Source organism: Ruegeria sp. TASC047 (genome assembly GCF_059612445.1).
Genome location: NZ_JBXWQP010000032.1, coordinates 1 through 26035, shown reverse-complemented (window position 1 = coordinate 26035; position 26035 = coordinate 1). Strand labels below are relative to the sequence as shown.

22 protein-coding genes are annotated in these 26035 nt (G+C 57.2%); 12 read left to right on the top strand and 10 right to left on the bottom strand.

From position 1 onward, the window contains the following. Positions 1–4: 4 nt before the first annotated feature. From AC2FLO_RS13145 to AC2FLO_RS13120, 6 genes are read right to left on the bottom strand one after another with little or no spacing between them, the layout of a single operon-like run. Positions 5–1411 (bottom strand): amidohydrolase, encoded by a 1407-nt coding sequence (locus AC2FLO_RS13145; RefSeq protein WP_496752043.1) that lies wholly within the window; start codon positions 1409–1411, stop codon positions 5–7. Positions 1412–1431: 20 nt separating this feature from the next. After that, positions 1432–2436: an ABC transporter ATP-binding protein gene (locus tag AC2FLO_RS13140; RefSeq protein ID WP_496752045.1), complete on the bottom strand. Its 1005-nt coding sequence runs from the start codon at positions 2434–2436 to the stop codon at positions 1432–1434. Beyond that, a complete protein-coding gene (locus AC2FLO_RS13135; RefSeq protein ID WP_496752047.1) occupies positions 2433–3410 on the bottom strand; it encodes an ABC transporter ATP-binding protein in 978 nt (325 codons plus the stop codon). Before AC2FLO_RS13135 ends, AC2FLO_RS13140 begins: the two co-directional genes overlap by 4 nt. Next, positions 3407–4330 carry an ABC transporter permease gene (locus AC2FLO_RS13130; RefSeq protein WP_496752049.1) on the bottom strand — a complete coding sequence of 308 codons (924 nt, stop codon included), beginning with the start codon at positions 4328–4330 and terminating at the stop codon, positions 3407–3409. The genes AC2FLO_RS13135 and AC2FLO_RS13130 overlap by 4 nt, the downstream gene beginning before the upstream one ends. Beyond that, positions 4327–5304, bottom strand: a complete 978-nt coding sequence (locus AC2FLO_RS13125) for an ABC transporter permease (protein WP_496752051.1) — start codon at positions 5302–5304, stop codon at positions 4327–4329. Before AC2FLO_RS13125 ends, AC2FLO_RS13130 begins: the two co-directional genes overlap by 4 nt. 60 nt (positions 5305–5364) lie before the next feature. Further along, positions 5365–6945, bottom strand: coding sequence for an ABC transporter substrate-binding protein (locus tag AC2FLO_RS13120; protein WP_496752052.1), 1581 nt, complete (start codon positions 6943–6945; stop codon positions 5365–5367). Between the two features lie 180 nt (positions 6946–7125). On the opposite strand from AC2FLO_RS13120, the gene AC2FLO_RS13115 reads away from it, so the two are divergent. Continuing rightward, a complete protein-coding gene (locus AC2FLO_RS13115; RefSeq protein WP_496752053.1) occupies positions 7126–8037 on the top strand; it encodes a LysR family transcriptional regulator in 912 nt (303 codons plus the stop codon). Here the strand turns inward: AC2FLO_RS13115 and AC2FLO_RS13110 are convergent. Beyond that, the gene (locus tag AC2FLO_RS13110; protein ID WP_496752054.1) at positions 8034–9575 is read right to left on the bottom strand and encodes a M81 family metallopeptidase; all 1542 of its coding nucleotides are present in this window, start codon (positions 9573–9575) and stop codon (positions 8034–8036) included. The genes AC2FLO_RS13115 and AC2FLO_RS13110 overlap by 4 nt on opposite strands. A gap of 151 nt (positions 9576–9726) precedes the next feature. Here AC2FLO_RS13110 and AC2FLO_RS13105 point away from each other — a divergent pair, with 151 nt between their 5' ends. The 4 genes from AC2FLO_RS13105 (at position 9727) to AC2FLO_RS13090 (ending at position 14056) form a co-directional block, all read left to right on the top strand. Beyond that, positions 9727–10227: an RES family NAD+ phosphorylase gene (locus tag AC2FLO_RS13105; protein WP_496752055.1), complete on the top strand. Its 501-nt coding sequence runs from the start codon at positions 9727–9729 to the stop codon at positions 10225–10227. 372 nt (positions 10228–10599) lie between these two features. After that, on the top strand, positions 10600–11649 hold the full coding sequence (locus tag AC2FLO_RS13100; protein WP_496806795.1) for a GFA family protein: 1050 nt from the start codon (positions 10600–10602) through the stop codon (positions 11647–11649). Positions 11650–11826: 177 nt separating this feature from the next. Next, on the top strand, positions 11827–12936 hold the full coding sequence (locus tag AC2FLO_RS13095; RefSeq protein WP_496752060.1) for an extracellular solute-binding protein: 1110 nt from the start codon (positions 11827–11829) through the stop codon (positions 12934–12936). Positions 12937–13423: 487 nt separating this feature from the next. Continuing rightward, positions 13424–14056, top strand: a complete 633-nt coding sequence (locus AC2FLO_RS13090; protein ID WP_496811703.1) for a tyrosine-type recombinase/integrase — start codon at positions 13424–13426, stop codon at positions 14054–14056. A gap of 164 nt (positions 14057–14220) precedes the next feature. On the opposite strand, the gene AC2FLO_RS13085 is transcribed toward AC2FLO_RS13090, so the two are convergent. Both AC2FLO_RS13085 and AC2FLO_RS13080 read right to left on the bottom strand, forming a co-directional pair. Further along, a complete protein-coding gene (locus tag AC2FLO_RS13085; RefSeq protein ID WP_496811702.1) occupies positions 14221–15459 on the bottom strand; it encodes an L-rhamnose isomerase in 1239 nt (412 codons plus the stop codon). A gap of 9 nt (positions 15460–15468) precedes the next feature. Continuing rightward, positions 15469–17571 (bottom strand): bifunctional rhamnulose-1-phosphate aldolase/short-chain dehydrogenase, encoded by a 2103-nt coding sequence (locus AC2FLO_RS13080; RefSeq protein ID WP_496811701.1) that lies wholly within the window; start codon positions 17569–17571, stop codon positions 15469–15471. Positions 17572–17758: 187 nt separating this feature from the next. On the opposite strand from AC2FLO_RS13080, the gene AC2FLO_RS13075 reads away from it, so the two are divergent. From AC2FLO_RS13075 to AC2FLO_RS13045, 7 genes are all read left to right on the top strand, one after another. Continuing rightward, positions 17759–18559, top strand: a complete 801-nt coding sequence (locus AC2FLO_RS13075) for a DeoR/GlpR family DNA-binding transcription regulator (RefSeq protein WP_496811700.1) — start codon at positions 17759–17761, stop codon at positions 18557–18559. Positions 18560–18598: 39 nt separating this feature from the next. Then, positions 18599–19600, top strand: a complete 1002-nt coding sequence (gene rhaS / locus AC2FLO_RS13070; protein WP_496811699.1) for a rhamnose ABC transporter substrate-binding protein — start codon at positions 18599–18601, stop codon at positions 19598–19600. A 66-nt stretch (positions 19601–19666) separates the two neighbouring features. Then, complete coding sequence (locus AC2FLO_RS13065) at positions 19667–21199, top strand: sugar ABC transporter ATP-binding protein (protein ID WP_496811698.1); 1533 nt, start codon at positions 19667–19669, stop codon at positions 21197–21199. A 9-nt stretch (positions 21200–21208) separates the two neighbouring features. Then, a complete protein-coding gene (locus AC2FLO_RS13060) occupies positions 21209–22192 on the top strand; it encodes an ABC transporter permease (protein WP_496811697.1) in 984 nt (327 codons plus the stop codon). Continuing rightward, a complete protein-coding gene (locus tag AC2FLO_RS13055; protein WP_496811696.1) occupies positions 22189–23175 on the top strand; it encodes an ABC transporter permease in 987 nt (328 codons plus the stop codon). The genes AC2FLO_RS13060 and AC2FLO_RS13055 overlap by 4 nt, the downstream gene beginning before the upstream one ends. Beyond that, positions 23175–23489: an L-rhamnose mutarotase gene (gene rhaM / locus AC2FLO_RS13050; RefSeq protein WP_496811695.1), complete on the top strand. Its 315-nt coding sequence runs from the start codon at positions 23175–23177 to the stop codon at positions 23487–23489. Before AC2FLO_RS13055 ends, rhaM begins: the two co-directional genes overlap by 1 nt. Next, entirely contained in the window at positions 23468–24862 is a 1395-nt protein-coding gene (locus AC2FLO_RS13045) for an FGGY-family carbohydrate kinase (RefSeq protein WP_496811694.1), read from the top strand. Before rhaM ends, AC2FLO_RS13045 begins: the two co-directional genes overlap by 22 nt. 165 nt (positions 24863–25027) lie before the next feature. Here AC2FLO_RS13045 and AC2FLO_RS13040 read toward each other — a convergent pair whose 3' ends face one another. After that, positions 25028–25822, bottom strand: coding sequence for a class I SAM-dependent methyltransferase (locus AC2FLO_RS13040; protein ID WP_496811693.1), 795 nt, complete (start codon positions 25820–25822; stop codon positions 25028–25030). Positions 25823–26035 lie beyond the last annotated feature (213 nt).

Below are 26035 nucleotides of genomic sequence, written 5' to 3'. Positions count from 1 at the left end.
TCTCTCAGACCGGTGGGCGCACGTCGTCGGGGATCGGACAGGTGTAAGGCGTTTCGCCCAGTTGGCCCTTATGCGTTGAGCGCGCAGCATCTATGCGTGACGGGTCCTCAACCAGTCGACAAGCCGTCGCAGCCATCGCCTTTGCCGCGTAGATCATGCCTTTGTGTGCCGCTGGCGCCTTGCCTTGTGCCACTGTTTGCCACGTGTGAAACGGCGTTCCTATGGCGCAGGTGGCGACCCGCGCCTGAACCGTTGGAACAACCCAGCTCACGTCGCCGACATCTGTAGAGCCCTCGCCGCCATCGCTGTGGCGATCAAGAGGCGCGATGAAGTCGCAGAGCGCGAGATCCTTTTTGGGCTTGGCGCCGATCCGCTTGAAGGTCGTGTTGATGTCAGCAGCGGTCAATGTCGTCTGAATTTCGCGGGCAAAGCTGAGGTCTGCCTCGTCAAAGGCAACAGGTCCGAGCTTCTCAAGCTCGTGTTGCATGGTTTCTTCCAAAGGACGGTTGCCAAGGAGGTTCGAAACGCCGGAAAAGACCTGGCTTGAGACTTGCGTTCCGGTCATCAGCGCTGCGCCGTCAGCGATCTTTCTGACGCGCGTAACCAAATCGGCAAGGTCCGGTAGCGAGCTGGCACGGACGAGCTGGCGCACCGTGGCCTTGGCCTGCACCACGTTCGGTGCAACACCGCCCGCGTCAAGATAGGCGTAGTGCACCCGGGCGCTGTCGGGCATGTGCTCGCGCAGGTAATTGACGCCGATGTTCATCAGTTCAACCGCATCAAGCGCGGACCGGCCCAATTCGGGTGCACCGGCTGCATGGGCGGCCTTGCCATGAAACGTGAAGTCGATCCGGGTGTTCGCCAGCGATCTGGCCTCATTCACACCGGTAAAGGTCGCCGGATGCCAGGAGATCGCCGCGTCGACATCATCGAACAGCCCCTCGCGCACCATGTAGGTTTTGGCCGCGCCCCCTTCTTCAGCCGGGCAGCCATAGTACCGCACGCGCCCCTTGATGCCATTTTCGGCCAGCCAGTCTTTCACCGCCGTCGCGGCCAAGAGTGCGGCGGCCCCCAACAGATTGTGACCACACCCATGCCCGTTGCCGCCCTCTTCAAGCGGCTGATGTTCAGCCACACCTGGCGCCTGGCTCAGATATGGCAGCGCATCGAACTCGCCGAGGATGGCGATCACCGGACCCTCATCTCCCGCTTCGCCAATCACGGCCGTAGGAATGCCAGCAGCATTCTCTGTTACCTTGAACCCCTGAGCGCGCAACATCTGCACATGTTCAGCGACAGACTTGTACTCGGCGTAAAGCGTCTCGGGCGTGTCAAAGACGCGGTCAGACAATGCGATAAAATCATCACGATGGCGGTCAACGTGGTCCCAGATCGGATCGGCGTTTTTCAAGGGGCTCTCCAGCTTCTCGTTCAAACGGTTTCGGCGTGTTCCAGCAGGCAGGCTGTTTCGCGCCCGCCGCTCCCGGCTTTCAGTTCAGGAACGGTGGTGCGGCACTCGGCTGTCGCCACCGGGCAACGCGGATGAAAGGTACATCCCGGCGGCGGGTTGAGCGGTGACGGAATTTCCCCGTCAATCGGGGCAAACTCACGCCGGCGCTGATCAAGGCGCGGCGCCTCTGCAAGCAGCGCTTTGGTGTAGGGATGGCGTGGGTCCGAAAAAATTTCCTCAGTCGATGCGCACTCGACAATGCGGCCCAGATACATGATCGCCACGCGGTCGGCGATGTGTTCGACGACGCTCAGGTCATGGCTGATGAACAGATAGGTCAGGCCCAGCTCTTCGCGCAGATCCATGAACAAGTTGATAACTTGCGCCTGGATGGACACGTCCAGCGCAGCGATGGCTTCGTCGCAGACAAGGAACTTCGGCTTCACGGCGAGCGCACGGGCGATCCCGATCCGTTGCCTTTGCCCGCCGGAAAACTGATGCGCATAACGCCGTTTGAGCGATGGGTCGAGGCCGACCTTACGCATCACGTCGTCCACGTAGTCCGCACTCTCTGCCTTGCTGACAATCCCATGCATACGCGGTGCCTCGCCGATGATATCTTCGACGCGCATACGCGGATTGAGGCTGGCAAAGGGGTCCTGAAAGATCATTTGAATTGCGAGGGTCGCCGCGCGTTTATCGGCGCCGCTCAATGCTTCGACGTCTTTGCCTTCATAGAACATCTGCCCGTCACTAGCGGCGTGAATGCCGGCCACAACACGTCCCAGCGTGGACTTGCCGCAGCCTGACTCGCCGACCAACCCCAAAACCTCACCCTTTTGAATCGACAGGTTCACGTTATCGACAGCATGGACGGTTTCTTCCCGGATGCTCGCGCCAAGTCGCTGCGCGATTTTCCCGGCGACGTCCAAACGCTTGGTAAAGCGCTTGGAAACGCCTCGGATTTCGACGAGCGGTTCTGTCATGATGCCTTTTCCTCCGCGCGTTGCGGGTTGAAACAGCGAAGGCGGCGACCGTCTACGTCCTCAATCGGGGGTCGCTCGGAACACGCTGCCGTTCGGGCCTGACAACGCGGTCCAAAGGCGCATCCTGCAGGCAGGGCGAGCATGTTTGGCGTCATCCCTTCGATCTGGAACAAGCGTTGCCCGCGACGGTTCGCCGTCGGAACCGATCCGAGAAGCCCTACCGTATAGGGATGCAATGGACGGTCGATCACATCGTCGATATCGCCTTGCTCAACGATCCGTCCGGCATACATGACCGAAATCCGGTCCGCGAGCCCTGCAACAACGGCAAGGTCATGCGTGATCCAGATCATCGCGGTTCCTGTGCGTTTCGTCAGCTTCTGCGCCTCATGGATGATCTGCGCCTGAATTGTCACGTCAAGTGCGGTTGTCGGCTCGTCGGCAATGATGAGGTCCGGCTGGTTCAGGAAGGCTGTCGCAATCGCCACGCGCTGCCGCATCCCACCGGAAAGCTGATGCGGATAGGCATGCAAACGTTCTTCCGGCGATGGGATGCCGACCAAGCCAAGCGCATCGCGGCTTCTTTCCCAGGCGGTTTTGCGGCTGACGTTTTCATGGGCGAGAATGGCCTCGATCATCTGTGTGTCGATGCGCAGGACCGGGTTCAGCGTCATCATCGGATCCTGAAAGATCATCGAGATCCGGTTGCCACGCAAGGTCTTTAGTCGCTCTTCCGGCGCGTTCGCGATCTCTTCACCATTGAAGCGTATTGACCCTTTGACGATGCGCCCGGGGGGATCGATCAGCCCGAGGATGGAAAACCCGGTGATCGACTTGCCTGACCCGGACTCACCTACCAGCCCCATGACCTCGCCCTTGGAAACGGTGAAATCCACACCGTCCACGGCCTTGACCGCACCCGCGTGCGTAAAGAAATGGGTCTTCAACCCGCTGACTTCGAGTACTGCCGTCATTTCTTCAACCTCGGGTTCAAAACATCGCGCAAATGGTCGCCCACAAGGTTGATGGACACGACCGTCAGTAACAGAGCGACGCCGGGAAAAACGGATATCCAGTAGCGCCCGGACAGCATGTACTCGAAGCCATTTGCGATCAGCACCCCAATCGACGGTTCAGTCTGTGGAAGGCCTACGCCAAGAAACGAAAGCGTCGCTTCCAATGAGATCGCGCTGGCGGTTTGCACCGTGCCAACGACGATCAGAGGCGCCATGCAATTCGGAAGGATATGGCGAAAGACGATCCGGGGTCGCGATATTCCAAGGCATTGCGCGGCTTCGACATATTCCTTGCCACGCTCGACAAGCGCGGTCGCGCGAACCGTGCGGGCGTAGTAGGCCCATTGCGCGATCACGAGGGCGAGGATGATCTTGTCGACACCCTTACCAAGTGCTGCAACCATCATCAGCGCAACAAGCGATGCCGGGAACGACAGTTGAAGGTCCACGATGCGCATGATGAACGCTTCGGTCCGGCCTCCGGTGTAGGCCGCGACCAGACCGATCGCCATTCCGATCAGAAGGGCAATCACTCCAGATGCAAGCCCAACGGTCAGAGAAATACGTAATCCATAGAGAATTGCCGAGTAGAGATCGCGTCCAGACCCGTCCGAGCCGAGCCACATCGTGTATCCATCGAATGCTTCGGAACCCGGCGGCAAGCGCCCATCCATGACGCTGACCTGACCAAGATCGTAGGGGTTCTGCGGCGTGATCCAGGGTGCCAGGATGGCCAGCAGAACGATGATCAGGAATATGCCAAGCGCCGCTGTCGCGATCCTGCTTTCGAAGAACTCGGCCCGAAAACGTTGGAACGGCGTCTCGATTTTAGGGGACTTGGCGGGGGTCAGCGAATGATCTGTGACGGTGTCGGTCATGCGCCCTGATCCTGCAAACGAACCCTCGGATCGAGGATCGAGTAGAGTATGTCGACGATCAGATTGATCAGCACGAAGAACAGTACGATGATCATCAGATAGGCGACGACGACAGGCCGATCCAATTGAAGTATTGCGTCGATCAACAGTTTGCCCATTCCAGGCCATGCGAAGATTGATTCAGTCACCACAGAGAACCCGATCAAACTGCCGAATTCGAGGCCCATGACGGTAACTACCGGGATCATAATGTTCTTCATTACATGCACCAGAATGATGCGTCGGGTCGAAAGTCCTTTGGCCCGGGCATATTTAACGTAATCCTGTCCCATCGCTTCCCGGACACCCGCTCGGGTGAGACGGATTGCCAGTGAAATTTTTAGAAGTGCCAGGTTGAGAGCTGGCAGAAAGATGTGACTCAACCCGTCGAGCGTGAAAAGGCTGCTGTGAATCCCGAGAAACGAGCCGATGTCACCTCGCCCTGTCGCAGGGACCCACCTGAGTTCAACGGCAAACAACATGATGAGCATCAGTCCCACCCAAAAAGTCGGCAGCGAAAACCCGAGGATTGAGCCAGCCATGATGCCCTTGGACAGCGGGCTATCGGGATAAAGCCCGGCATAAAGCCCCAATGGAATACCGAGCACGATGGCAAGAAAGAGTGCACTGAACGCCAGTTCCATCGTAGCTGGCATATGGTGCAGGATCAGTTTGAGCGCGGGCTCACCGAAGACGAAACTGTCGCCGAGGTCACCCTGTGCCGCACCTTTGAGGAACAACCAGTACTGTTCCCATATAGGCCTATCCAATCCAAGCCGTCGAATGGCAGCTTCGATGTCGGCCTGATCCGCGTCGGGACTGACCAGCATGTAGACCGGGTCACCAACGATGTTGACGCCAAAAAAGACAATCACCGACATCAGGAAGACAACAAGCATTGCTTGTAGCAATCGGCGAATGACGAAAACGGTCATGAGGACATTCCCTGGGCAAAGGCTCCGGGCCGCTGCGAAGGCGGCCCGGATGCATTGCGGTTACTCTTTCACGACGCCTGTCGCGAGAGTGTACTCGTCGGTCCGAGGGATGTAGCTCAGACCTTTTTTGGCCGCCCAGGTGTTGACCTGGAAGTGTGTCGGAATGATCGCCACATTCTCGATCGCGCGCTCTGTCGCCGCGGCGAGTAGTTCCTGTCGCTTGGCGTCATCGACTGTTCGCAGGGCTTCTTCGATCAGCGCGTCGGTTTCAGCATCCGAGTGTCGGCCACGGTTCGATGACCCAAAGCCCGCATCCTTGTCATGGGTGTGGATCAGCGATTTGAGAGGCGAGGACGCTTCGCCGGACCCTGCGCCCCATCCGACGAGGATAAAGCTGAATTCCGGCAGACCCTCCGGGCTGCCTTTGGAAGCGCGTCCAAAGTATACCGAACGCGGCATGGTTTCGACGGCTGTCTTGATGCCAACACGGGTCAACATTTGCGCAATTGCCTCGGCAATTTTGGCGTCGTTGATGTAGCGGTCATTCGGCCCATGGATTGTTAATTCAAATCCATCGGGATAACCGGCTTCAGCCAGAAGCGCTTTGGCACCGTCCGGATCATAGGCCACTACGTCCAGATTGTCGGACACGCCAAAGAACCCCTCGGGCAGAAGTTGGCCGGCGGGCAGCGCTACCCCCTCCATAACACGCTCGACGATTGCATCGCGGTTGATTGCCATGCTGATCGCCTTCCGGACTCGGACGTCCATGAGCGGGTTCTTGATATCGCCGCCACCGTTGGCCTTCACAAAGGGTGAATCCTCACGGAATTGGTCCATGTGAAGATAGATCACTCGGTTGGACACGCCCTGGCTCAGCTGGATACCATCGTTGCCCTTAAGTGTTGTGATATCGGTCGTCGGAACGCCCGATATCATGTCGACGTCACCGGCAAGAAGCGATGCAACACGGCTCGGACCGGACGTGATTGGGCGGAATTCCACCTCGGACCAGATCGGTGCATCACCCCAGTATTCGTCGTTCCGTACCAGCACGATGCTTTCACCCGGCGTGTAACTTTGGAACTTGAACGGCCCTGTGCCGATGGCGGCCGTACCCGCGTTGAAGTCTTCCGTCGTTGCTTCGCAGCCCACTTCTGAGATCACTGGGATCGTGGAAATGTCGTTGCCCATCAACGGATAAGGTGCGGCCGTTTTGAAATGCACCGTGTAGTCATCGATCTTGACGACTTCCTTACCCTTAAGATAGGTGCCGTATCCCGATGGAGAGTTCGGTACGTCCGGCGCGCGCGCCATGGTGCAGACGACGTCGTCCGCCGTAAAGTCACTTCCGTCGTGAAACTTTACGCCGTCACGCAGCTTGAACTCCCAAGTCAATTCATCAATCGGCTCCCACGACACGGCAAGACCCGGTGCCAGGCGCTGATTTTCATCCTGCGCGATCAGACGGTCAAAGATGTGTACGGACATCGCGTTGTTCGGACCGAGGTTGTGAAAATGCGGATCGAGTGACGTCGGCTCCGAAGCGAGGCCGATCGTCAATTTTTCGGCTGAAACAGCACCGACGCCGAAAGCCAAAATGCCGACAGCGACAGCTGTCGCAGATGTGAGTTTCCTCATCAAAAAGACTCCCTGTTTGTTTGGCGCTTGTGAATAGGCGAATCCTTGGCCGACCCCGCGCCCTATTGAAAAAGGCTAGCTACCGCAAAAATCATTGCCAATACTCAATGCAATGCGATTCTGCATAGACCAATCCAAGAGTTTGGATGTCAGCAGCTCATACCGGGGGAGAATTTTAGCATGACGGAACACCGACACAGACTGCGCGAGTTCGAGTCGCTAAGAGCCGTGATCACGACTGGGACAACCATCGGCGCCGCGCGGCGACTGGGGATTTCGCAGTCTGCCGTAAGCCGGTCCTTGTCGCAACTCGAGGCCCGAGTTGGACGGTCGCTGTTTCTCCGGCGGTCCGGACGCATTGACCCAACCGACGAAGCGTTGCGCCTCAACGAAAAACTGGACCCAATCTTCGAGACGCTTGCCGACATCGAGGGCGCAGAATGGGCGACTCCGGATAACGAGCCGTTGCGCCTGATCGTCCCGCCGACTCTGGCACATCACTTTGTCATCTCAAGGGTCGCCAGTTTTCTCAAGAAGAATGAAGGAAAACAGCTTCAATTGGATATTCAGGCCACCGACGTGCTGGTCGCCGGCATCCTCGACCTCCGCTATGATCTCGGTTTGACGAGTGCGATGATCCAACGAACAGGTGTTCACCTAATACCGTGGCGCCGCAGTCAAGTCGTCTGCGCCATGCCGAGCAACCATCCACTGTCGGAAAAACGAGTGGTGACGCCGCAGGATCTGGAGGGGGTCGCGCTGATTGAGTTTCTGCGAAGGCTGGGTACGCGTGCGATCACCGAAAAGATTTTTGCGCGCGCCGGAATTCGTCCAAAACAAGTCGCCGAAACGGCAACGAACATGGCCGCTCTGGAGCTTGTCCGCGAGGGTTTGGGTGTGACGCTGATCAATCCCTTCCCGTTGTTGTCGTCAGGGATGGAAGGTGTCGTCGTCAGGCCATTTGACGCCGCCATTTTTTATGACACGAGCTTTGTTCTTCCATCAGGCAGGCCACCATCTCAGCTTGCCCGCCAGTTCATGCAATTTGTCAAATTGACGACGCCGCATGACAAATATTCAGAGCTCGTCTAGCGCAGCATCTTAGCCGACCACGAGGTGTCGACGTCCATCGGAAAGTTCGGTCGTGGCAAATTCGCAAACGGCCAGCGGTCGTGAACTGGCGACGTAAGCCCACCCGTGTCGATCTCAAATACCTGGTTTGGGGCAAACCAGTTGGAGAAACCGGCCCGAAAGTGGCCTCGGGATTTCACAATAACGGTCCGGGCCGACGCGATATCCAGCCCGAACATGTGAAAGAATACCGGGTCGGCGGTCTGCGTGCGATCAGTTATCACCACCACGGTGATGCCGCCAATAAGTAGCGCGGCGGATGGCCCAAGGGCCAATCTCCGACCAGCCGTCACGCCCAGTTCACCGACGACATCGCCATTGTGGAGACCCAAGACCTTTGCATCCGCCTCAAAAGGCACATCCCATTGCGCCCAGGAAGCGTGCGGATCGCAAGACCGGTTGAATTGTGCCCTGAATTTGCCACCGACACCGATACGGTGGGCTTCGTTCGAAAGTTCCGGATCGCAAAAGGAACCGAACAGACATTCCTCGGCTTTTGCCGCGTGAAGAGCAGCTAACAGTTCTGTCGTCCTGCCGCTGCCGCCGCCGCCAGGGTTATCACCGGCATCGGAGAATATTACAGGAGCACGTGCTAGCTCGGAGGATATCGAGATCGCTTCCGAGACAGATGTCAGTTGCCGGACAAAATCCGTTCTCAAAGACCAGGCCATGTCCGCCAGTTCCGCCGCCAATGCCTTGGCCGCGTTCTTATCTATGCGCGCGGTTACAACAATGCTCAGGCCGTTATCAGGCGTGTCGGAGAAAAGGAAATTGCCGAAGATTGATACGTTGAGGATCTCTCCTCGACTCTCGGCTTGCCTGCGCTGACCGTGGTCGATCAGCGTGCCATACGGGTGCTCGGCGCTTAGTAGAGTTACGGATGCCGGAACAAGAGGCAGTTTGACATGCGCGGTTTGGGGTCGGACGCCCGATGCCAATACCCGGCGCAGCGAAAAGGCGGCTTCCTCGCCGCGCTCTATCTGATCGACGTGAGGATTGGTACGGTAACCGACGATCAGGTCACAGGCATCGACCATCCGTTGTGAGATATTTGCATGCAGATCGAGTGTCGCAACGACCGGTACGTCCGGCCCGACAACTCCCCGAATGCGTGACATCAGCAAACCGTCGGGGTCGTGATCGTGCTCGGCAACCATCGCGCCGTGATTGCAAATGTAGACCGCGTCAACTGGGCCAGCCGAGCGTAGCATATTCTCCGACGTCGTTATGACCTCTTCGATCACGGCTTTTCGTACTGGACCCGCCGGGTGGCTGGCTGCCAGGATACAGGGTACCGGCGTCCAGTCGCCCGTAGCATCCATCGCCCTGACAAAGGCTGCAAATTCTGTTGCCAGCGTTGGTGTCGCGGATCTGGCTTCGGACATCAAAGCATCGCCTGAAAGCCATGTCAGTGACTTAAAGTCTGACAAATCAGCCGGGGGTGCAAAACGATTTGACTCGAGAATTGCGCCAAGAAGGGCGATCTTTGGAGCCGTCATGCGAGAGGCCTTTGGAAATGCAACACAGTGCGAGGAAACATGAGCATGTGATTTCAATCAAGATATCAAGCGTCTTCTCATTACTAGGAAAATGCCTGTCGCCTTCCGTCTCACCCATTGCGCGACGCGCGAACGATCAGTGCCACCCATTATGCTGACAGAAGTTTCCGGGGAATTCGTAAAGATTGTTTGGGCCGATGACCCTGACGTTCACCTCATGCGCGGCGCACCAGATCGCCCGCCCGCTCGGTTCAATCGCCGCGGGCAGGACGCTTTGTATCTGAGCCCTGATGTCGAAAGCGCAAGGGTCGCCATAGGGCAAGACGTTAGGGAGGATGATCGCTCGCGGGTTGTGCTGACCTTCGAGGTGGAACGATGTGCGTTGTTCGATCTGCGCAGCCCCGAAGCCGAAGATATCTATACACTCGCCAGTCAACCCTGGCGCAAACTCGTAGCGGCCGGTGGGGATCCGTCCTCATGGCTCGCAGCTGATCGGATCAGAGCAGACGGGCATATCGGATTGATTGACCCTTCGCGAAGGCGCCCGGGCCTTTGGCACATCACACTTTTTCGATGGAACGAGCCGGGCGCACCTGGCGTGTTTCGGCGTAGTGAAGTGAAGCCGGTTTCCGTCCTGCCGGACTATCGGTGACGTTTAAGGTGCGACCCAACAATCATTTCGCAATTATGGCCATCGCGAGAAATGGTTGTGTGGAGGACTTTGTCATGAGTTCGCTTCTGGCACACCAATGACATATTTTTGCATGTTGTTTAAGCGCTCGTGACAGTCTGCTTTCAGTGCCTCAATGTAGCTTCGCTTGGGGTAACGAAAGGCAAGTATGGGCCGGAACCTTCGTGACGCCGGTCAGGGGTCCGGTGCCCTCTGTTGCATCGCCGCATGACGGCTTCGAGCCCAATGCGGACATCCGCGCCGTGCCAAATATCGTTTGACCCATCACGCCCCTTAAGTGGCGCTCTTGTGTTATAGTCGCTTCGATCAGTTCGCAGTTTGGAGGGCGATAAGTTGGAACGCAGACTAGCGGCAATTATGGCTGTAGACGTGGTGGGTTTCGCAGGACTCACATCGCGCGATGAGGATGGAACCTTGGCCAAAGTCGCCAAACTTAAAGACGAAGTCATTGGCATGCAAGTCGAGGCAAACAGGGGACGATTGTTCAAGTCTCTGGGTGATGGTTTCTTGGCTGAGTTTTCCAGCACTATTGAAGCCGTGAACTGTGCTGTCGGTATTCAACGTTTGGCGATGCTTCAGGCGAAGCGCTCATCAGATGATGACCCGCTCATGCTGCGCATCGGAGTTTCATTGGGCGACGTGGTGGTACAAGACGGTGATCTGCTGGGAAACGGTGTCAACACGGCTGCACGACTTGAGGCCCTTTCTGAACCAGGCGGGATTGCAGTGTCCGCGGAAGTCATGTCCCAAATACGTGGCAAGATAGATGTGCCCCTGGAAGACTGCGGGCACAAGCGGGTCAAAGATACAGACGTGCCCCTGCATGTTTACATGACCAAAAGTCGAGCAGGACTGACGGGCGGGTTCATGGATTTGGACGAAGACGCTTTGCAAGACTCGCTGATAACAGGCGGGTGTTTATGTGGATCGATACGCTTCGAAATCAGTGCTCCGCCAATCAGCACTGGGTATTGTCATTGCAGTATCTGCCAGAAATTTACTGGGTCTTCCATGAGCACCTGGACCGCGTTTCCGGCATCAACTGTGCAGTTTTTGGAGAAAGAGCCAACTTACTTTGCGTCTTCACCAATCGCAGAACGGGGGTTTTGCCCAACGTGTGGTTCAAGCATGACGTACAGGCTGATCCAGCCAAAACGAGCGGCCTATCTGGTTATATTCACTGCAAATCTTGATGAACCAAAAAGGCATGCACCAGCGGCCCACTCTGGTATGGAAAGCAAGATGCCTTGGATTGAAATCCTCGATGATCTGCCGCGAACGCGCACGGCGGAATCCCGGGTGCTTCAGGAAGCATGGTCCAGCGTGGGTCTGCCCGATCCTATGAGTTGGGGACCTTTGGCGAAACCCCCGGAGGTGTTCTGAGAGCTAGTAACTCTTTGTCCGAAGAACCTGCTGCGGCCGCGGATTGCACAGCGTGAACGGCCTCGATCATCGTGCTGGCCCGCCAGCTTCGTTCGCAATTCCCACAAATTTCGAGTAAGTTGGTGATTTTATATAAATGGACAATCCGATGAATAGGCAAAGCAGGGGGGAAACGGAATGAAGTACTACGTCCTGTCAGTCGCGGCTGTTGCGGCCTCAATTGTATCAAATGCAGCCGAAGCCGCCGATCCAATTGAACTCACGATCGTTTCCTGGGGCGGCGCCTATCAGGAGAGTCAACAAAACGCATACACGGAACCCTACGCGGCGGCGAACCCAGGTGTAAGCTTTAACTGGGACGAAAGTTCAGCCTCAGCCGTTGCTAAGGTTCGAGCTATGGCCGAAGCGGGCAATACAACCTGGGATCTGGTGGATGTAGTTGCATCTGACGCGATAAGGCTTTGCGATGAGGGCCTTGCGATGGAGATCGACCATGATGCAATGCTAGCCCCTGCGCCCGACGGAACGCCAGCCTCGGACGATTTCGGTGACCTTCTCGTATCTGACTGTTTCATCCCCCAAGTGGTCTATTCTACCGCGTTTGGCTACCGCTCCGATGTCGCCGCATGGAATGGTTCGCAGCCAGACGACGTTTGCGACCTGTTCGATCTGGAGGCTTTTCCGGGAAAGCGTACCCTTGAGAGGCGCCCTATCAACAATCTCGAATGGGCGCTGATTTGTTCAGGCGTTCCGAAGGACGAAGTCTATGATGTTCTTGAAACAAAAGAAGGGCAGGACAGGGCATTCGCTAAGCTTGGGGAGATTAAGGATCAAGTCATTTGGTGGACAGCAGGGGCTGAGCCACCGCAGCTTCTGGCCGATGCCGAGGTTGTCTTTGGCTCTGGCTACAATGGGCGGCTCTTCTCAGTCATCGAAGAGCAAGGCCAACCGATTTCGATGCTTTGGGATGCGCAAGTGTTCGATCTGGACGGATGGATAATCCCGGCTGATTTGCCAGAAGAGCGAAAGGAAGCCGTTCTAGCGTTCGTGCGCTTTGCCACAGATACCCAGCGGCTTGCCGATCAGGCAAAATACATTCCCTACGGACCAGCAAGGAGCTCATCGGCACCCTTGGTCGGAAAACATGCCGATTTGGGGATAGACATGGCGCGGCACATGCCAACCGATCCGGGAAATGCAGAAAATACCTTCATCTACAATTACGAATGGTGGGCGGACTACCGCGATGACCTTGATGCAAGGTTCCAATCGTGGCTGGCCCAATAGCACAGATCAAAGTCTGCTCAGTCCGCATTCCGTGAGTTCGACCAAGCCGATAGCTCGCGCTCGCGGCGAAGGTCAGCAATGCGGGCTGCGACCGCAGCATTCAGGACCAAGGTCGAGTGACCGCAATGGGCCGACCTTCTTGCCGCGACTGCAAGCGTGTGAAGCCGCAGCAATGGCGGCAAAGGGCTCTTTTGACCAGTCGGTGCGAGCCGCAGAGAATGGCGGCAGCGAGCCCAAACTGTAAATTCGGGTTTCTAGCTGCGAGCGCACGCAGCGAGGAACATGCCGCGGGTGCGCAAACTTTGCTGATGCATCGTAGCAGGAAAACCGGTCGTTAGTCTTCGCCCGCACTAAAGCTTGGCCCGTTTGGGCCCGAAACAAACGCACGGGTGCCATCGGAGACTGCAATGCACAAGCCACTGGTATGATGCCGGCGTCAGCGCGGTGCTGATGCCTGGGGTTGGGGGGAGGACTGGTGGGCATACCCATGCCAAGAGTTCAACTTCCCGCTGTCACCCCGAAACACCGAGCTTGGAACAAGGGCAAGATTGTTGGTCAGAAGCGGCCTCTCTTGCCCAAACAGGTCTGGGGTATCCGTGCGCAGCTGGAGCTTGCAGGCAACCTTCGCGACCTCGCATTGTTCAATGTTGCCGTCGACAGTAAATTGCATGGCTGGGACCTAGTCACACTAACGATTGCCGATCTGGTTCGAGACGAGAGTGTTCGCGAAAGGGTCTCATTGATCCAGAGAAAGACAAACAAGCCGGTTCAGTTCGAGCTAACCGAGAACACACGGGATACGGTGGCCGAATGGATCAAATCGCCCGAACTGATGGGCTGCCGGTTCATGTTTCCTAGCCGCTTCCATGATCGTCCTCACATTTCGACGCGCCAATATGGCAGGCTTGTTCGCAATTGGGTTGCCGCAATTGGTCTTGAACCGAGTGGGTACGGCACACATTCACTTCGTCGGACCAAGGCCGCCGAGATCTATCTTAAGACTGGAAATCTCATAGCGGTTCAACTTTTGCTCGGCCACACTAAGGTCGACAGCACAGTGCGTTACCTTGGCGTCGAGTTGGAGGACGCACTGACAATCGCGGAACAGATCGACATCTAAACCAATTTGGCGGGCGGCGATGCTGCTCGCCACCTAGGAGTGGAGATCGTCTACCTATTTCTGGCTGACCGAGCGCCCTTATCGCCAAGAGCATTCCGGGGATGTTTGGCGCACGAAAGAAGCTTCAGCCTGCAGGATCACGCTGGGCTGTTCCAAGATCAAGCTCAACCGCGCCCGGATATACTGTCTTGATACCTGTCAAGTTCTCGGATCAGCGCTCGGCCATTTGGTACATTTTCGCGCGCAGAGAACTCGTTCCAAACCATACCGAACGGCATGTCTTTGAATTCTTCTGTGACTGCCATGCGTTGCGAATAGTCGAGTTCGCTTTCTGTTGTTTTCAACTGCTCTAGCGGCATCAACAAGGCGCGAAGCAGGGCTTTCTGCATGTTGCGCGTGCCGATGACCCAGGCGGCGGTCCGACTGATCGTTGCATCAAAAAAGTCGAGCCCGATATGAGTGCGACCAAGGAGATCTGCACTGACCAGTTCCTGTGCCATTTGCAGGATGTCGTCGTTAAGAAGGATCACGTGATCGCTGTCCCACCGCATGGGGCGCGAGACGTGCAGCAGAATTTCGTCCAGTGACAGGGCCACTGCGCTAAGCTTGTCCGCGATGTTCTCGGTCGGGTGGAAGTGCCCCATATCCAAACACAGAAGAGTGCCCTTGCGGATCGCGTACCCCATGTAGAACTCGTGACTGCCTACGGTGCAGGCCTCGACCCCGATCCCGAAAAGCTTGCTTTCGACGGCATCCAGCATCTGTGCTTTGTCCTGAGGCGGTGCGAGCATGGCGTCGAGCGAGGCTTCGAGGCGCGCGCGTGCCGACATCCTGTCAACGGGCGTGTCTTTGTACCCATCGGGAACCCAGATGTTGTTGACACAGGGCGACCCCAAGGCCGCACCCATCTGGGCCGCAATATCGCGGGAGCGTTTTCCGTGCTCGATCCAGAAATCGCGGATGCTCTGGTCGGGATGGCTGAGCGTCAAATTGTCGTCCGCCTTGGCGTGCGCAAAGAAGGTCGGGTTGAAGTCCAGCCCGATGCCTTGGTCCTTGGCCCAATCGACCCAGGGCGCGAAGTGCTGAAACTCAATCTCGTCGCGGTCAGGGTTTGCGTCCGTGTCCAGATACATCGCGTGCAGGTTCATGCGGTGTTTGCCCGGGATCATCGAATAGGCGAACTCAAGATCGGCGCGGAGTTCATCTGGCGTGCGGGCGCGACCGGGGTGGCTACCAGTCGCTTGAATGCCGCCGCCGGATGAGCCGGACTTTTGTTCAAACCCGACCACATCGTCGCCCTGCCAGCAGTGCATCGAGATCGGGATGGTATTCAGGCGTTCCAGCGCTGCTTCGGTATCGACGCCCCATTCGGCAAAGGCGGCTTTTGCGGTCTCGTAGCTCATTTCCGCCCCCTATCGCGTGAACGCCTGGACGTTGCCAGCGTCCACGTTGATGATGTTCCCGGTGGACTTGGCGGAGGTATCGCCGGCAAAGAAATAGCAGGCTTCCGCGATGTCTTCCGGCAGGACCGACCGCTTCAGCATGGACCGCTGCCGGTACATTTCTTCCAGCCCGTCCTTGTCGGTGCCGTAGGTGCCGGCACGCTGTTCCAGCCAATCGCCTTCCCAGATTTTTGATCCGCGCAGGACCGCGTCCGGGTTTACGACATTGACGCGAATACCGGCTTCGGCCCCTTCCAGTGCAAGGCAGCGGGCAAGATGGATCTCGGACGCCTTTGCTGTGCAATAGGCGGCGGCGTTCGGGGATGCGGCGAGCCCGTTTTTCGAGGCGACGAAGACGACAGAGCCGCCCATGTCCTGTACCCGCATGATCTTGAACGCCTCGCGGCTGACAAGGAAATAGCCCGTCGACAAGATGTCCATGTTCTTGTTCCAGAGGTCGAGCGACGTCTCTTCAATCGGCGCTGAAGAAGCGATGCCTGCATTCGACACGAGAATATCGATCCCGCCGAACTCGACAGAAGTTTCTGCGAAGGCCGATGCGACCGCGTCCTCGCTTGTGACATTCATGGTGACGCTGTGCACGACGTCCGCGCCAAAGCGGCCGGCCAGACCCTTTCGCGCGCTTTCCAGACTGTCTTCATTGATGTCCGCCAGTACGACGCACGCACCTTCCTGAAGATATCTCTCGGCAGTGGCCGCGCCGATTCCGCCCGCACCACCGGTCACAAGGGCGACGCGGCCTGCAAGGGATTTCGGCTTGGGCATCCGCTGCAACTTGGCCTCTTCAAGCAGCCAGTATTCAATGTCGAAGGCTTCCTGTTCAGGCAGGCCCTGATATTCGCTGACCGCCGAAGCGCCCCGCATGACATTGATGGCGTTGACATAGAATTCGCCGGAGATCCGGGCTGTTGCCTTGTCCTTGGCAAAGGTGATCATGCCGACGCCGGGGACAAGGTAGACAACCGCATTAGGGTCGCGGATTGCCGGGCTGTCGTTACGCTTGCAGCGTTCATAGTAGGCTGCGTAGTCCTTGCGGTAGGCCTCGATCAGCGCCGGCAGTTCTTCAAGCACGCTGTCGATATTGCTCTTCGCCGGATCGAAAGGCACCACAAGCGGGCGGATCTTGGTCCGCAGGAAGTGGTCGGGGCAAGATGTGCCGAGCGCGGCAAGCGGCGCCATGTCCTTCGCATTCACGAATTCCAGCACCGCGTCGCTATCGTTGAAATGGCCGACCATGTGCTGGTTTCCTGAAACGAAGCCGCGAATGGCGGGCATCAGCCTTGCGGCAATGGCGTTGCGTTCTTCGGATGGCAGGCTGTTGTGCACCGCACCACCGAAGGGAGCGACATCCTTGCTGCGCTCACCCAGCCATTTCGTTGCGACATTGATTACGTCGATTGTCTGGTCGTAGCATTCCCTCGCGGTATCGCCCCATGTGAACAAACCGTGGCTCTCCAGGACCACACCATCGGCATCCGGGTTGTCCAGACAGAATTTCTCCAGCCACAGGCCCAATTCGTAACCGGGCTTCTTCCAGGGCAGCCATCCGATCCGATCCCCGAAGATTTGCTGTGTCAGCTCTTTTGAGTTTTTCGACGCGGCGATCCCGATGATCGCGTCTGCGTGGACGTGATCGACGTGCTTGCGCGGGACATAAGCGTGGAGCGGCGTGTCGATTGAGGCTGCGCGGGGGTTAAGCTTGAAGGTGCAATGCGGCAGGTACGCCACCATCTCATCTTCATTGTCGACCCCGCGATAAAGCGATTTCAACGCTTGAAGTTTGTCCATGTAGAGCGTGGCAAATCCGTCCATGCCCATCGAGCCGATGTCGCCACCAGAACCCTTGACCCAAAGCACCTCGACCTCTTTCCCGGTGAGGGGATCAGTTTCGATGACCTTCGCCGACGTATTGCCGCCGCCGTAATTGGTCACACGCTTGTCTGATCCCAGGAGGTTTGACCGGTAGTGCAAAAGCTCCGATTCGCTCTTCCCGGCCGCGGCCCGGTCGTCCCACCGACTATCCAGAAGCTTTTTATCTAATGATTGCAACATGTTTCCTCCCAACGGGCGTGCGATGAATTTGGTTGTGACTTGAATACAGGGTGAGGCCAGAGCGCCAATTTGTCAATCAGTTTCGATCATATTCAATCATGCTGCGTCGCAGAATGACCGATAATGATTGTTTTTGATTGACAGATGATCCGAATCTGCGCATCGTAAATGACCAAGGGAGGCCCAAATGCACGAAAAAGAGCGCCATACGATTATTCTGTCTGCAGTCGAAGAACGTCCGGTGGCAACAGTTGCAGAGCTTTGCAATCTGACCGGTGCTTCAGAGGCGACCATAAGGCGTGACATCGGGACATTGGATCAGGAAGGCCAGCTACGCAGAGTGCGCGGCGGGGCCGAAGCGCTGAGCCCGCCGCAGTTCGTAGGCCTTGCCGGGCGCCCCTTCTCAGTCAATGAAACCATGCGGATAGCAGAAAAGCAGGCCATCGCGGCGGCGGCCGTCGATCTTTGCGAGGATGGCGATGCGATCATCATCAACGGTGGCACAACGACATTCCAAATGGTGCATCCACTGGCCAGTCGCCGGATGCAGGTGTTCACCAACTCTTTCCCCATTGCCGAACATCTACTGAAGCATTCGAAGAACACGATCATGCTGTCAGGCGGCACGATATACCGCGAACAGAACATCATCCTGTCGCCCTTCGACAATGATGTGACCCGCAACTTCTGCGCCCGACGCATGTTCATGGGCGCTCAGGGAATTGGGGCACTCGGCCTGATGGAGGCTGATCCGCTGTTGATCCAGGCCGAACACAAGCTGATCGGTCAAGCAGACGAACTTGTCGTTCTGGCGGACAGCACAAAGTTCGAACGGCGCTCCAGCCTGGTTCTCTGCCCGTTGAACCGGATCACGACCGTCATCACCGATGACCAGATTTCTGACAAAGCGGCCGCCATGCTGGAGGCCGCAGAAGTGACGCTGATCGTCGCCCAATCGGGGGGCGCTCAGAGAAACGTGGCCTCATAGGGGGCTTCAACAGCGAACGTACTTTAGGGAGGATTCCAAATGCAACGTCGCACTTTCACCACTCTCACCACCAGCCTCACATTGGCTGCCAGCCTATTTGGCACAACTGCCATGGCGCAGGACAACATGCGCATCGCGCTTGTCGTGAAGGCACTTGGCATCGGTTTCTTTGAAGCCGCAGCCGAAGGTGCCGAAGAGGCCGCCGCCGAACTTGGTGGTGTCGAAATCATCTACACCGGCCCGACGGACACAACCGCTGAAGGTCAGATCGAAGTGATCAATTCGCTGATCGCGCAGGGCGTTGATGCGATTGCTGTATCGGCAAACGACACTGATGCGCTTGTGCCTACTTTGAAGAAAGCAATGCAGCGCGGGATCACGGTCATAAGCTGGGACTCCGGTGTGGCCGAAGAAGGCCGCATGGTGCACCTGAACCCGTCGTCAAATGCGCTTATCGGCAACATGATCATCAAACTTGCTGCCGACCACCTGCCTGACGGCGGGGATGTGGCCGTGCTGTCGGCAACCACGACCTCGACGAATCAGAACATCTGGATCGAAGAAATGAACAAGGTGATGGGCAACTATCCCGGCATCAACGTAGTGACCACGGTTTACGGCGACGACCTGGCGGACAAATCCTATCGTGAAGCCACCGGCCTCATGCAGTCTTACCCTGAACTTGATGCAATCATCGCGCCGACGTCGGTTGGTATCGTTGCTGCGGCACAGGCCGTGGTCGATGCCGGCAAAGTCGGTGAGGTCAATGTGACCGGCCTTGGTCTGCCCTCAGAGATGGCCGGTGCCATCGAAAGCGGTGCATCACAGTCCTTTGCGATCTGGAACCCAATCGATCTGGGATATTCCGCGGCCTACATCGCGCATGCACTTGCCTCTGGCAACGCGACGGCAGAGCCGGGCGCCGAGATCTCGATCGGCCGTGTAGGCAGCATCACGCTGGACGAGACGAACGCGGCCGCAATGGCAGACCCGTTCGTCTATGACGCCTCGAACATCGATCAGTTCAAGTCGATTTTCTAAGCGAACACACTCCTGCGCGGCGCTCCCAATCGCGCAGGAGAACCCAACCTAATCCTGAGAGTTCCGATGCTGAAACAAGCGGACAATTCGACAGTGGCTGAAACCGCATCTGACGATGTAGCGGTCCTGGCCCTTGACCGGATCACCAAGACATTTCCCGGCGTCAAAGCACTCTCAGAGGTTTCGCTACGGCTCTATCCTGGAAAAGTGACTGCGCTTATCGGTGAAAATGGAGCTGGCAAGTCCACTGTCGTAAAAACCCTGACCGGAATCTACCAGCCCGATGGCGGCTCGATCCTTGTCGACGGGGAAGTCACCAAGTTTCCGGTTCCGCAAGCCGCGTCAGATCATGGCGTTACGGCGATCCATCAGGAAACCGTCCTTTTTGACGAATTGTCGGTTGCCGAAAATATCTACCTGGGCCACGCGCCGCGCGGTGCATTCGGGTTGATCGACAGGAAAACGATGGCCGAGAAGGCGCGCGAAATCCTGGATGGGATTGGCGCAGCTATTGATCCCGAACACAAACTCAAAGACCTGGGCATCGCCAACAAGCATCTCGTGGCCGTCGCCCGCGCGCTGTCGATCGATGCCCGCGTGGTCATCATGGATGAGCCGACGGCTGCCTTGTCTCACAAGGAAATCGAAGAACTATATGAGCTGGTCGAGACCCTGAAGGCGCAGGGCAAGGCGATCCTGTTCATCAGCCACAAGTTTGACGAGATTTTCCGCATTGCGGACAACTACACCGTTTTTCGGGACGGCCAACTGATCGGCGACGGAGCCATCGCGGATGTCAGCGAACCTGATCTGGTCAAGATGATGGTTGGCCGCGATGTCAGCCAGATTTTTCCCAAGCGAGAGCCCAGCCCCGGTGAAACGGTCCTCGCGGTCGCAAACTATTCCCATCCGACAGAATTCGAAGACATCGGTTTCACGCTCCGCCAAGGCGAAATCTTGGGCTTTTATGGCCTCGTTGGCGCAGGCCGGTCGGAGTTCATGCAAGCCCTTTTCGGCATCACGCGCCCGTCTTCAGGCATGGTCGAGATTGACGGCGCACCAGTGGAAATCAGATCACCAGCCGATGCCGTGGAAAACGGCATCGTCTATGTGCCCGAGGATCGGGGCAAACAGGGCGCCATCCTTGACCTGCCGATCTTTCAAAACGTCACGCTGCCCTCACTTGGGCGCATCTCGAAAAAGGGCTTTCTGAAACTCGCCAAAGAATTCAGGCTGGCTCGGGACTACACCGAGCGGCTGGACCTGCGTGCGGCTTCGCTTGACACCCATGTCGGCAACCTTTCGGGTGGCAACCAACAGAAGGTCGTGATTGCCAAGTGGCTTGCGACCCAGCCCAAGGTCATCATCCTTGATGAGCCAACCAAGGGCGTGGACATCGGATCTAAGGCCGCTGTGCATGAGTTCATGGCGGAGTTGGCCGCCCAAGGTCTTGCCGTCATCATGGTCAGTTCGGAAATCCCCGAAATCCTTGGCATGTCCGATCGGGTCATCGTCATGCGCGAAGGCCGTATGGTCGCCGAATTGGAAAACTGGGATCTGCAACCCGAAACGCTCGTCCGCCACGCGGCCGGCATCTGAGGAAAGCTCATGCTGAAACGGATCGTCACATCACGCGAAGCCCTTCTGGTCGGTGCCATCATCCTTTTGCTGGCGCTGATTTCATCTCGGTTTCCGGGGTTCGTCACACCCGGCAACCTCGCCAATGTGTTCAACGACACTTCGCCACTGATCCTTCTGGCCATCGGGCAGATGATCGTCATCCTGACAAAGTGTATCGACCTGAGCGTCGCCGCAAATCTGGCGCTGACGGGTATGGTGGTTTCGATGGTGAATGTCATGGCGCCTGGATTGCCGATCGTCGTGATCCTTTTGATCGCCATAGGTCTTGGCACCATTCTGGGCATGATCAACGGCGTTCTCGTCTGGAAGCTGGCAATCCCGCCCATCGTCGTCACCCTTGGCACGATGACCATTTTCCGAGGCATCATCTTCGTGATCTCAGACGGCAAATGGGTCAACAGCCACGAGATGAGCGCCGCCTTCAAGGCCTTCCCACGCGTGGAAATCCTTGGGCTGCCAGTGCTCGGCTGGATCGCAATCATTGCCGTCATCGCCTTCACGATTGTCATGACCCGCACAACGTTGGGACGCGCATTTTATGCGGCGGGCGGTAATCCTCACGCCGCCACCTATGCCGGGATCAATGTGGGCAAGACTCAGTTCTGGGCCTTCACCATCTCGGGTGCACTGGCAGGACTGACGGGCTATCTCTGGGTTTCGCGGTTCGCGGTGTCCTATGTCGATATCGCTGGCGGCTTTGAGTTGGACGTCGTCGCGGCCTGCGTGATCGGCGGCGTATCCATCATGGGCGGCATCGGCACCGTGGGGGGCGCACTGCTTGGGGCGCTTTTCCTCGGCATTATCAAGAACGCCCTGCCGGTCGTCGATATCTCGCCTTTCTGGCAGTTGGCCATCTCAGGCGGCGCGATCATCATCGCGGTCGCACTGAACGCCCAGGCCAATCGTGAAAAGGGTCGCATCATCCTCAAACGCGCGGAGCATGCAACATGAGTACTACTGACCGTTTCGTCCCAGATCGCCTGCAATCGCCGCTCGAGCAAAGGCTGAAAAGCTGGGAAACACTGCTGCTTCTGGTGGCCATCGGGATTTTCGTCGCCAACAGCTTTGCATCGCCCTACTTCCTGAACGCCTGGAACCTGAGCGATGCGACCTTCAACTTCACCGAGAAGGCGATGATCGCTTTCGCGATGGCGCTTCTGATCATTTCCGGCGAGATTGATCTGTCGGTTGCTTCGATCATCGCCCTTGCCTCGACCGCAATGGGTGCCGCGGTTCAAATGGGGGTCGGCACGCCCGGGCTTGTGCTGATCGGGCTTGGCGTGGGCCTTATTTGCGGGGCGTTCAACGGAGTGCTTGTGACGCGTCTGGGCCTGCCTTCTATCGTTGTCACAATCGGTACCATGAGCCTGTTTCGGGGCATCAGCTTCATCGTGCTCGGAGATCAGGCCTTTCGCGGCTATCCCGAAAGCTTTTCGTGGTTCGGGCAGGGATACGTCTGGTGGGTGATCTCGTTCGAATTCGTGCTTTTCGCGTTCATTGCGCTGATCTACGCGATCCTGCTTCACAAAACCAACTTCGGCCGCGCAGTCTATGCAATTGGTAACAACGCGACAGGCGCGATGTTCTCGGGCATCCGCGTCCAGCGCGTCAAGTTCATCTTGTTCCTTCTGACTGGATTGATGTCGGGGGTCGCCGCGATCTGTCTGACCGCGCGGCTTGGCTCCACGCGTCCCTCTATTGCGACGGGTTGGGAACTTGAGATCGTCACGATGGTGGTCTTGGGTGGCGTCAGCATTCTGGGTGGTTCGGGCACGATTATCGGTGTTGTCATCGCGGCTTTCGTGATGGGGCTGGTAACCTTTGGCCTCGGACTTCTGAACGTGCCGGGCATTGTGATGTCGATCGTCATCGGCGCGCTTCTGATCGGGGTCATCGCGCTGCCGCGTCTGTGGTCAATGTGGCGGGCGCGGTGATGGAGAAATTCGCATTCAAGATGCAGCTCAATCCCGGTTGTCGCGCCGAATACATTAAGCGCCATGACGAGATCTGGTCCGAACTCTCGGACCTCTTGAAGACCGCCGGCGTCAGCGACTATTCGATCCATCTGGATGGTGAAACGAACATCCTTTTCGGTGTTCTCTGGCGCGAAGATGGTCACAGCATGGACGATCTGCCGAACCATCCCGTGATGCAGAAGTGGTGGGCGCATATGGCCGACATCATGGAGACGCGCCCAGACAACGAGCCGGTCGCCACGCCGCTTGAATGCGTCTTTCACATGCCATGACAGCCCATGTAGCGGTCATAGACATCGGAAAGACCAATGCGAAACTCGTGCTGGTTGACCGCGACACCCTGAACGAAATTGCAGTGATCACGCGCCCGAACACGGTTCTACCCGGTCCGCCCTGGCCTCACTTTGATGTCGAAGGGCATTGGGAATTTCTGATCGAAGGATTGCGAGGTTTTCACGCCGCGCACGGGGTCGATGCCATATCGGTGACAACACACGGTGCCTGTGCGGCTCTTCTTGACAGTGAAGGTAACCTGGCTGCTCCGATCCTGGATTACGAGTTTGCCGGGCCCAATGATCTGGCGGACGACTACAACGCGATCCGGCCGCCCTTCTCCGAGACCGGATCGCCGCGGTTGGCTGGTGGTCTGAACATCGGCGCGCAGTTGTTCTGGCAATTCAAGATGGATCCGGATCTGAAGGACAGGACGGCCCAGATTGTCACATACCCGCAATTTTGGGGCGCGCGGCTGACTGGTGTCACGGCGACGGATGTCACCTCGCTTGGATGTCACACCGATCTTTGGAACCCGGCGGCTGGTGCGTACTCCTCGTTGATTGATAGGCTCGATATCGCCGATATCTTGGCTCCGGTGCGCAAACCGTCGGATGTCCTCGGCCCGATCCTGCCAAAAATCGCTGCTGAGACCGGCCTGCCGGCCGATACCCCCGTCTATTGCGGCATCCATGATTCCAACGCATCACTGTTGCCTTATGTCCTGGCCGAAACGCCCCCATTCAGCGTCGTTTCGACCGGAACCTGGGTGATTGCGATGTCCATTGGCGGCAAGCACGTGGCGCTGGACCCCGACCTCGACACCCTGATCAACGTCACGGCCCATGGACAGCCCGCACCGTCCGCACGGTTCATGGGGGGGCGGGAACATGACCTGGCAACTGGGGGGGACTACCCGGATCCAACGGTTGATGACCTAGAGCACATCCTTTCGAACCAGATTATGCTCATGCCCGGTGTCGTTCCCGAAACGGGTCCATTCAAGGGTCTGACTTCCCGGTGGATTGGGCGTGAGCCGGAGGTCGGGTCCGGAGTGCGCGGCGCAGCGGTTGCCCTTTATTTGGCGCTTGTCACGGCTGAATGCCTCTCCAACATCGGGCAAGAAGGGGCCATAATTGTTGAGGGGCCTTTCGCAGGGAACCAAGTCTTTTTGGATATGCTGAGCATTGCGACGAATTCGGACGTGCGGCGTTCTCTCGGCTCGACAGGAACAAGTGCTGGTGCCGCATTACTCCTAGATGGAGCGGCTGCACCTCCGCCAGTCGAAAATAGTCGCATGTCTATCAGTGAAAAGACTGCCACGGAACTCCAGGGTTACGCCACCAAATGGGTGCGGGCACTGAAAGCGTGAGTGCACCTCCTTTGGTCCTGAATGTCTGGTAATTCGACAGTTGCTAGTCCAACACCGTGGTCTTGCTGCAATTGCGCACTGATGCTGCAACAGCATTAGCTGCGCTTGCATAAGTCCGCTCTGTCCGCACTGCCGTCCTTGGTTTAGCCCACGGCGAATGTCCGCTCACGTTTCGGCGACGAAAAGATGCGCTTCTTGTGGAACGTGCAATACGCCGGATTTGTCGTACTGGGCCAGCTCAGCGGCTACTTCTGCCACAACCGCTTCAGTAATACTGTCACCCGCCTTTCTGAGATCCACCTCAATCGGGAGAGCCATGATTTGTGCCCGTAGGTCTTCAAAACGGCGTTCAAGCACCAAGGCGTCATGATGGTTGATTTGGAAGCCTGCGTCCGTCAGAAGGTTCGAAATTAAGTCTCCATCGCGGAACGAAAACGGCGCCTTCGCCTTCGTCGCCGCGTCGGAACCAACATGTCTTTCGAGAGCATCTGCAAGCGCCCCATTGAATGGGGACACAGCGCGCCAACACGTCAGAAAGAGCTGCCCTTGATCACGCAGTACACGGTTAACTTCTGTTAAGGCTGCCGGCTTGTCGGGGAAGAACTGCAGGCCCTGTTGAATGAAAGCATAGTCAAACGTGCCGTCTTGATAGGGTATGTTGCATACATCCGCGGCGTGCCATTCAAAAGTATGATCAGATTCTGGTTGATTGGCCCGTGCAACTTCTATCATCGTTTCGTTTAGATCCACGCCGACAACGTGTCCTTTGCCAGATAAGGTCTTGGCGATCTCACGTGTCAAAGCGCCTGTTCCGCAGGCAATATCTATGACGTGCGCGCCATTCCGGAGGTTGATCTTCTCCATTGTCGCTTGCGCCAGTGGTCCAAACATAGCGGGTACACTATGGCTGTCGTATTTGAGAGCAGCTTCTTTGGTCAGCCGGAAATTGTCTGCGGCCATCAGCCTACCTTTCTGGCATTCGCCGTTTGTATCGACTGATTAAGGTTACACACAGTTGTCCGAAATGTCAGCTTCGTCCCGCAAAGCAGACTTCGGGCCGTGCTTTAGGTGCTGCACATGCGGCGAAGGTCCGCAAAGAGCCCAATGCAGTCGTCTTCTTCCGCTGTGGTGCTGCATAAAATAAAGAAATTTAGTGCTGGACCAACTTGTATG

What these genes read in the sequence shown, in the direction of transcription:
- AC2FLO_RS13115 (WP_496752053.1), top strand. Translation starts at nt 7,126, where the DNA reads ATGACGGAACACCGACACAGACTGCGCGAGTTCGAGTCGCTAAGAGCC.
- AC2FLO_RS13065 (WP_496811698.1), top strand. Translation starts at nt 19,667, where the DNA reads ATGCTGAAACAAGCGGACAATTCGACAGTGGCTGAAACCGCATCTGAC.
- AC2FLO_RS13080 (WP_496811701.1), bottom strand. Translation starts at nt 17,571, where the DNA reads ATGTTGCAATCATTAGATAAAAAGCTTCTGGATAGTCGGTGGGACGAC.
- AC2FLO_RS13125 (WP_496752051.1), bottom strand. Translation starts at nt 5,304, where the DNA reads ATGACCGTTTTCGTCATTCGCCGATTGCTACAAGCAATGCTTGTTGTC.
- AC2FLO_RS13055 (WP_496811696.1), top strand. Translation starts at nt 22,189, where the DNA reads ATGAGTACTACTGACCGTTTCGTCCCAGATCGCCTGCAATCGCCGCTC.
- AC2FLO_RS13135 (WP_496752047.1), bottom strand. Translation starts at nt 3,410, where the DNA reads ATGACGGCAGTACTCGAAGTCAGCGGGTTGAAGACCCATTTCTTTACG.
- AC2FLO_RS13090 (WP_496811703.1), top strand. Translation starts at nt 13,424, where the DNA reads ATGCCAAGAGTTCAACTTCCCGCTGTCACCCCGAAACACCGAGCTTGG.
- AC2FLO_RS13105 (WP_496752055.1), top strand. Translation starts at nt 9,727, where the DNA reads ATGCTGACAGAAGTTTCCGGGGAATTCGTAAAGATTGTTTGGGCCGAT.
- AC2FLO_RS13045 (WP_496811694.1), top strand. Translation starts at nt 23,468, where the DNA reads ATGCGTCTTTCACATGCCATGACAGCCCATGTAGCGGTCATAGACATC.
- AC2FLO_RS13110 (WP_496752054.1), bottom strand. Translation starts at nt 9,575, where the DNA reads ATGACGGCTCCAAAGATCGCCCTTCTTGGCGCAATTCTCGAGTCAAAT.
- AC2FLO_RS13120 (WP_496752052.1), bottom strand. Translation starts at nt 6,945, where the DNA reads ATGAGGAAACTCACATCTGCGACAGCTGTCGCTGTCGGCATTTTGGCT.
- AC2FLO_RS13095 (WP_496752060.1), top strand. Translation starts at nt 11,827, where the DNA reads ATGAAGTACTACGTCCTGTCAGTCGCGGCTGTTGCGGCCTCAATTGTA.
- rhaM (WP_496811695.1), top strand. Translation starts at nt 23,175, where the DNA reads ATGGAGAAATTCGCATTCAAGATGCAGCTCAATCCCGGTTGTCGCGCC.
- AC2FLO_RS13085 (WP_496811702.1), bottom strand. Translation starts at nt 15,459, where the DNA reads ATGAGCTACGAGACCGCAAAAGCCGCCTTTGCCGAATGGGGCGTCGAT.
- rhaS (WP_496811699.1), top strand. Translation starts at nt 18,599, where the DNA reads ATGCAACGTCGCACTTTCACCACTCTCACCACCAGCCTCACATTGGCT.
- AC2FLO_RS13130 (WP_496752049.1), bottom strand. Translation starts at nt 4,330, where the DNA reads ATGACCGACACCGTCACAGATCATTCGCTGACCCCCGCCAAGTCCCCT.
- AC2FLO_RS13060 (WP_496811697.1), top strand. Translation starts at nt 21,209, where the DNA reads ATGCTGAAACGGATCGTCACATCACGCGAAGCCCTTCTGGTCGGTGCC.
- AC2FLO_RS13075 (WP_496811700.1), top strand. Translation starts at nt 17,759, where the DNA reads ATGCACGAAAAAGAGCGCCATACGATTATTCTGTCTGCAGTCGAAGAA.
- AC2FLO_RS13140 (WP_496752045.1), bottom strand. Translation starts at nt 2,436, where the DNA reads ATGACAGAACCGCTCGTCGAAATCCGAGGCGTTTCCAAGCGCTTTACC.
- AC2FLO_RS13040 (WP_496811693.1), bottom strand. Translation starts at nt 25,822, where the DNA reads ATGGCCGCAGACAATTTCCGGCTGACCAAAGAAGCTGCTCTCAAATAC.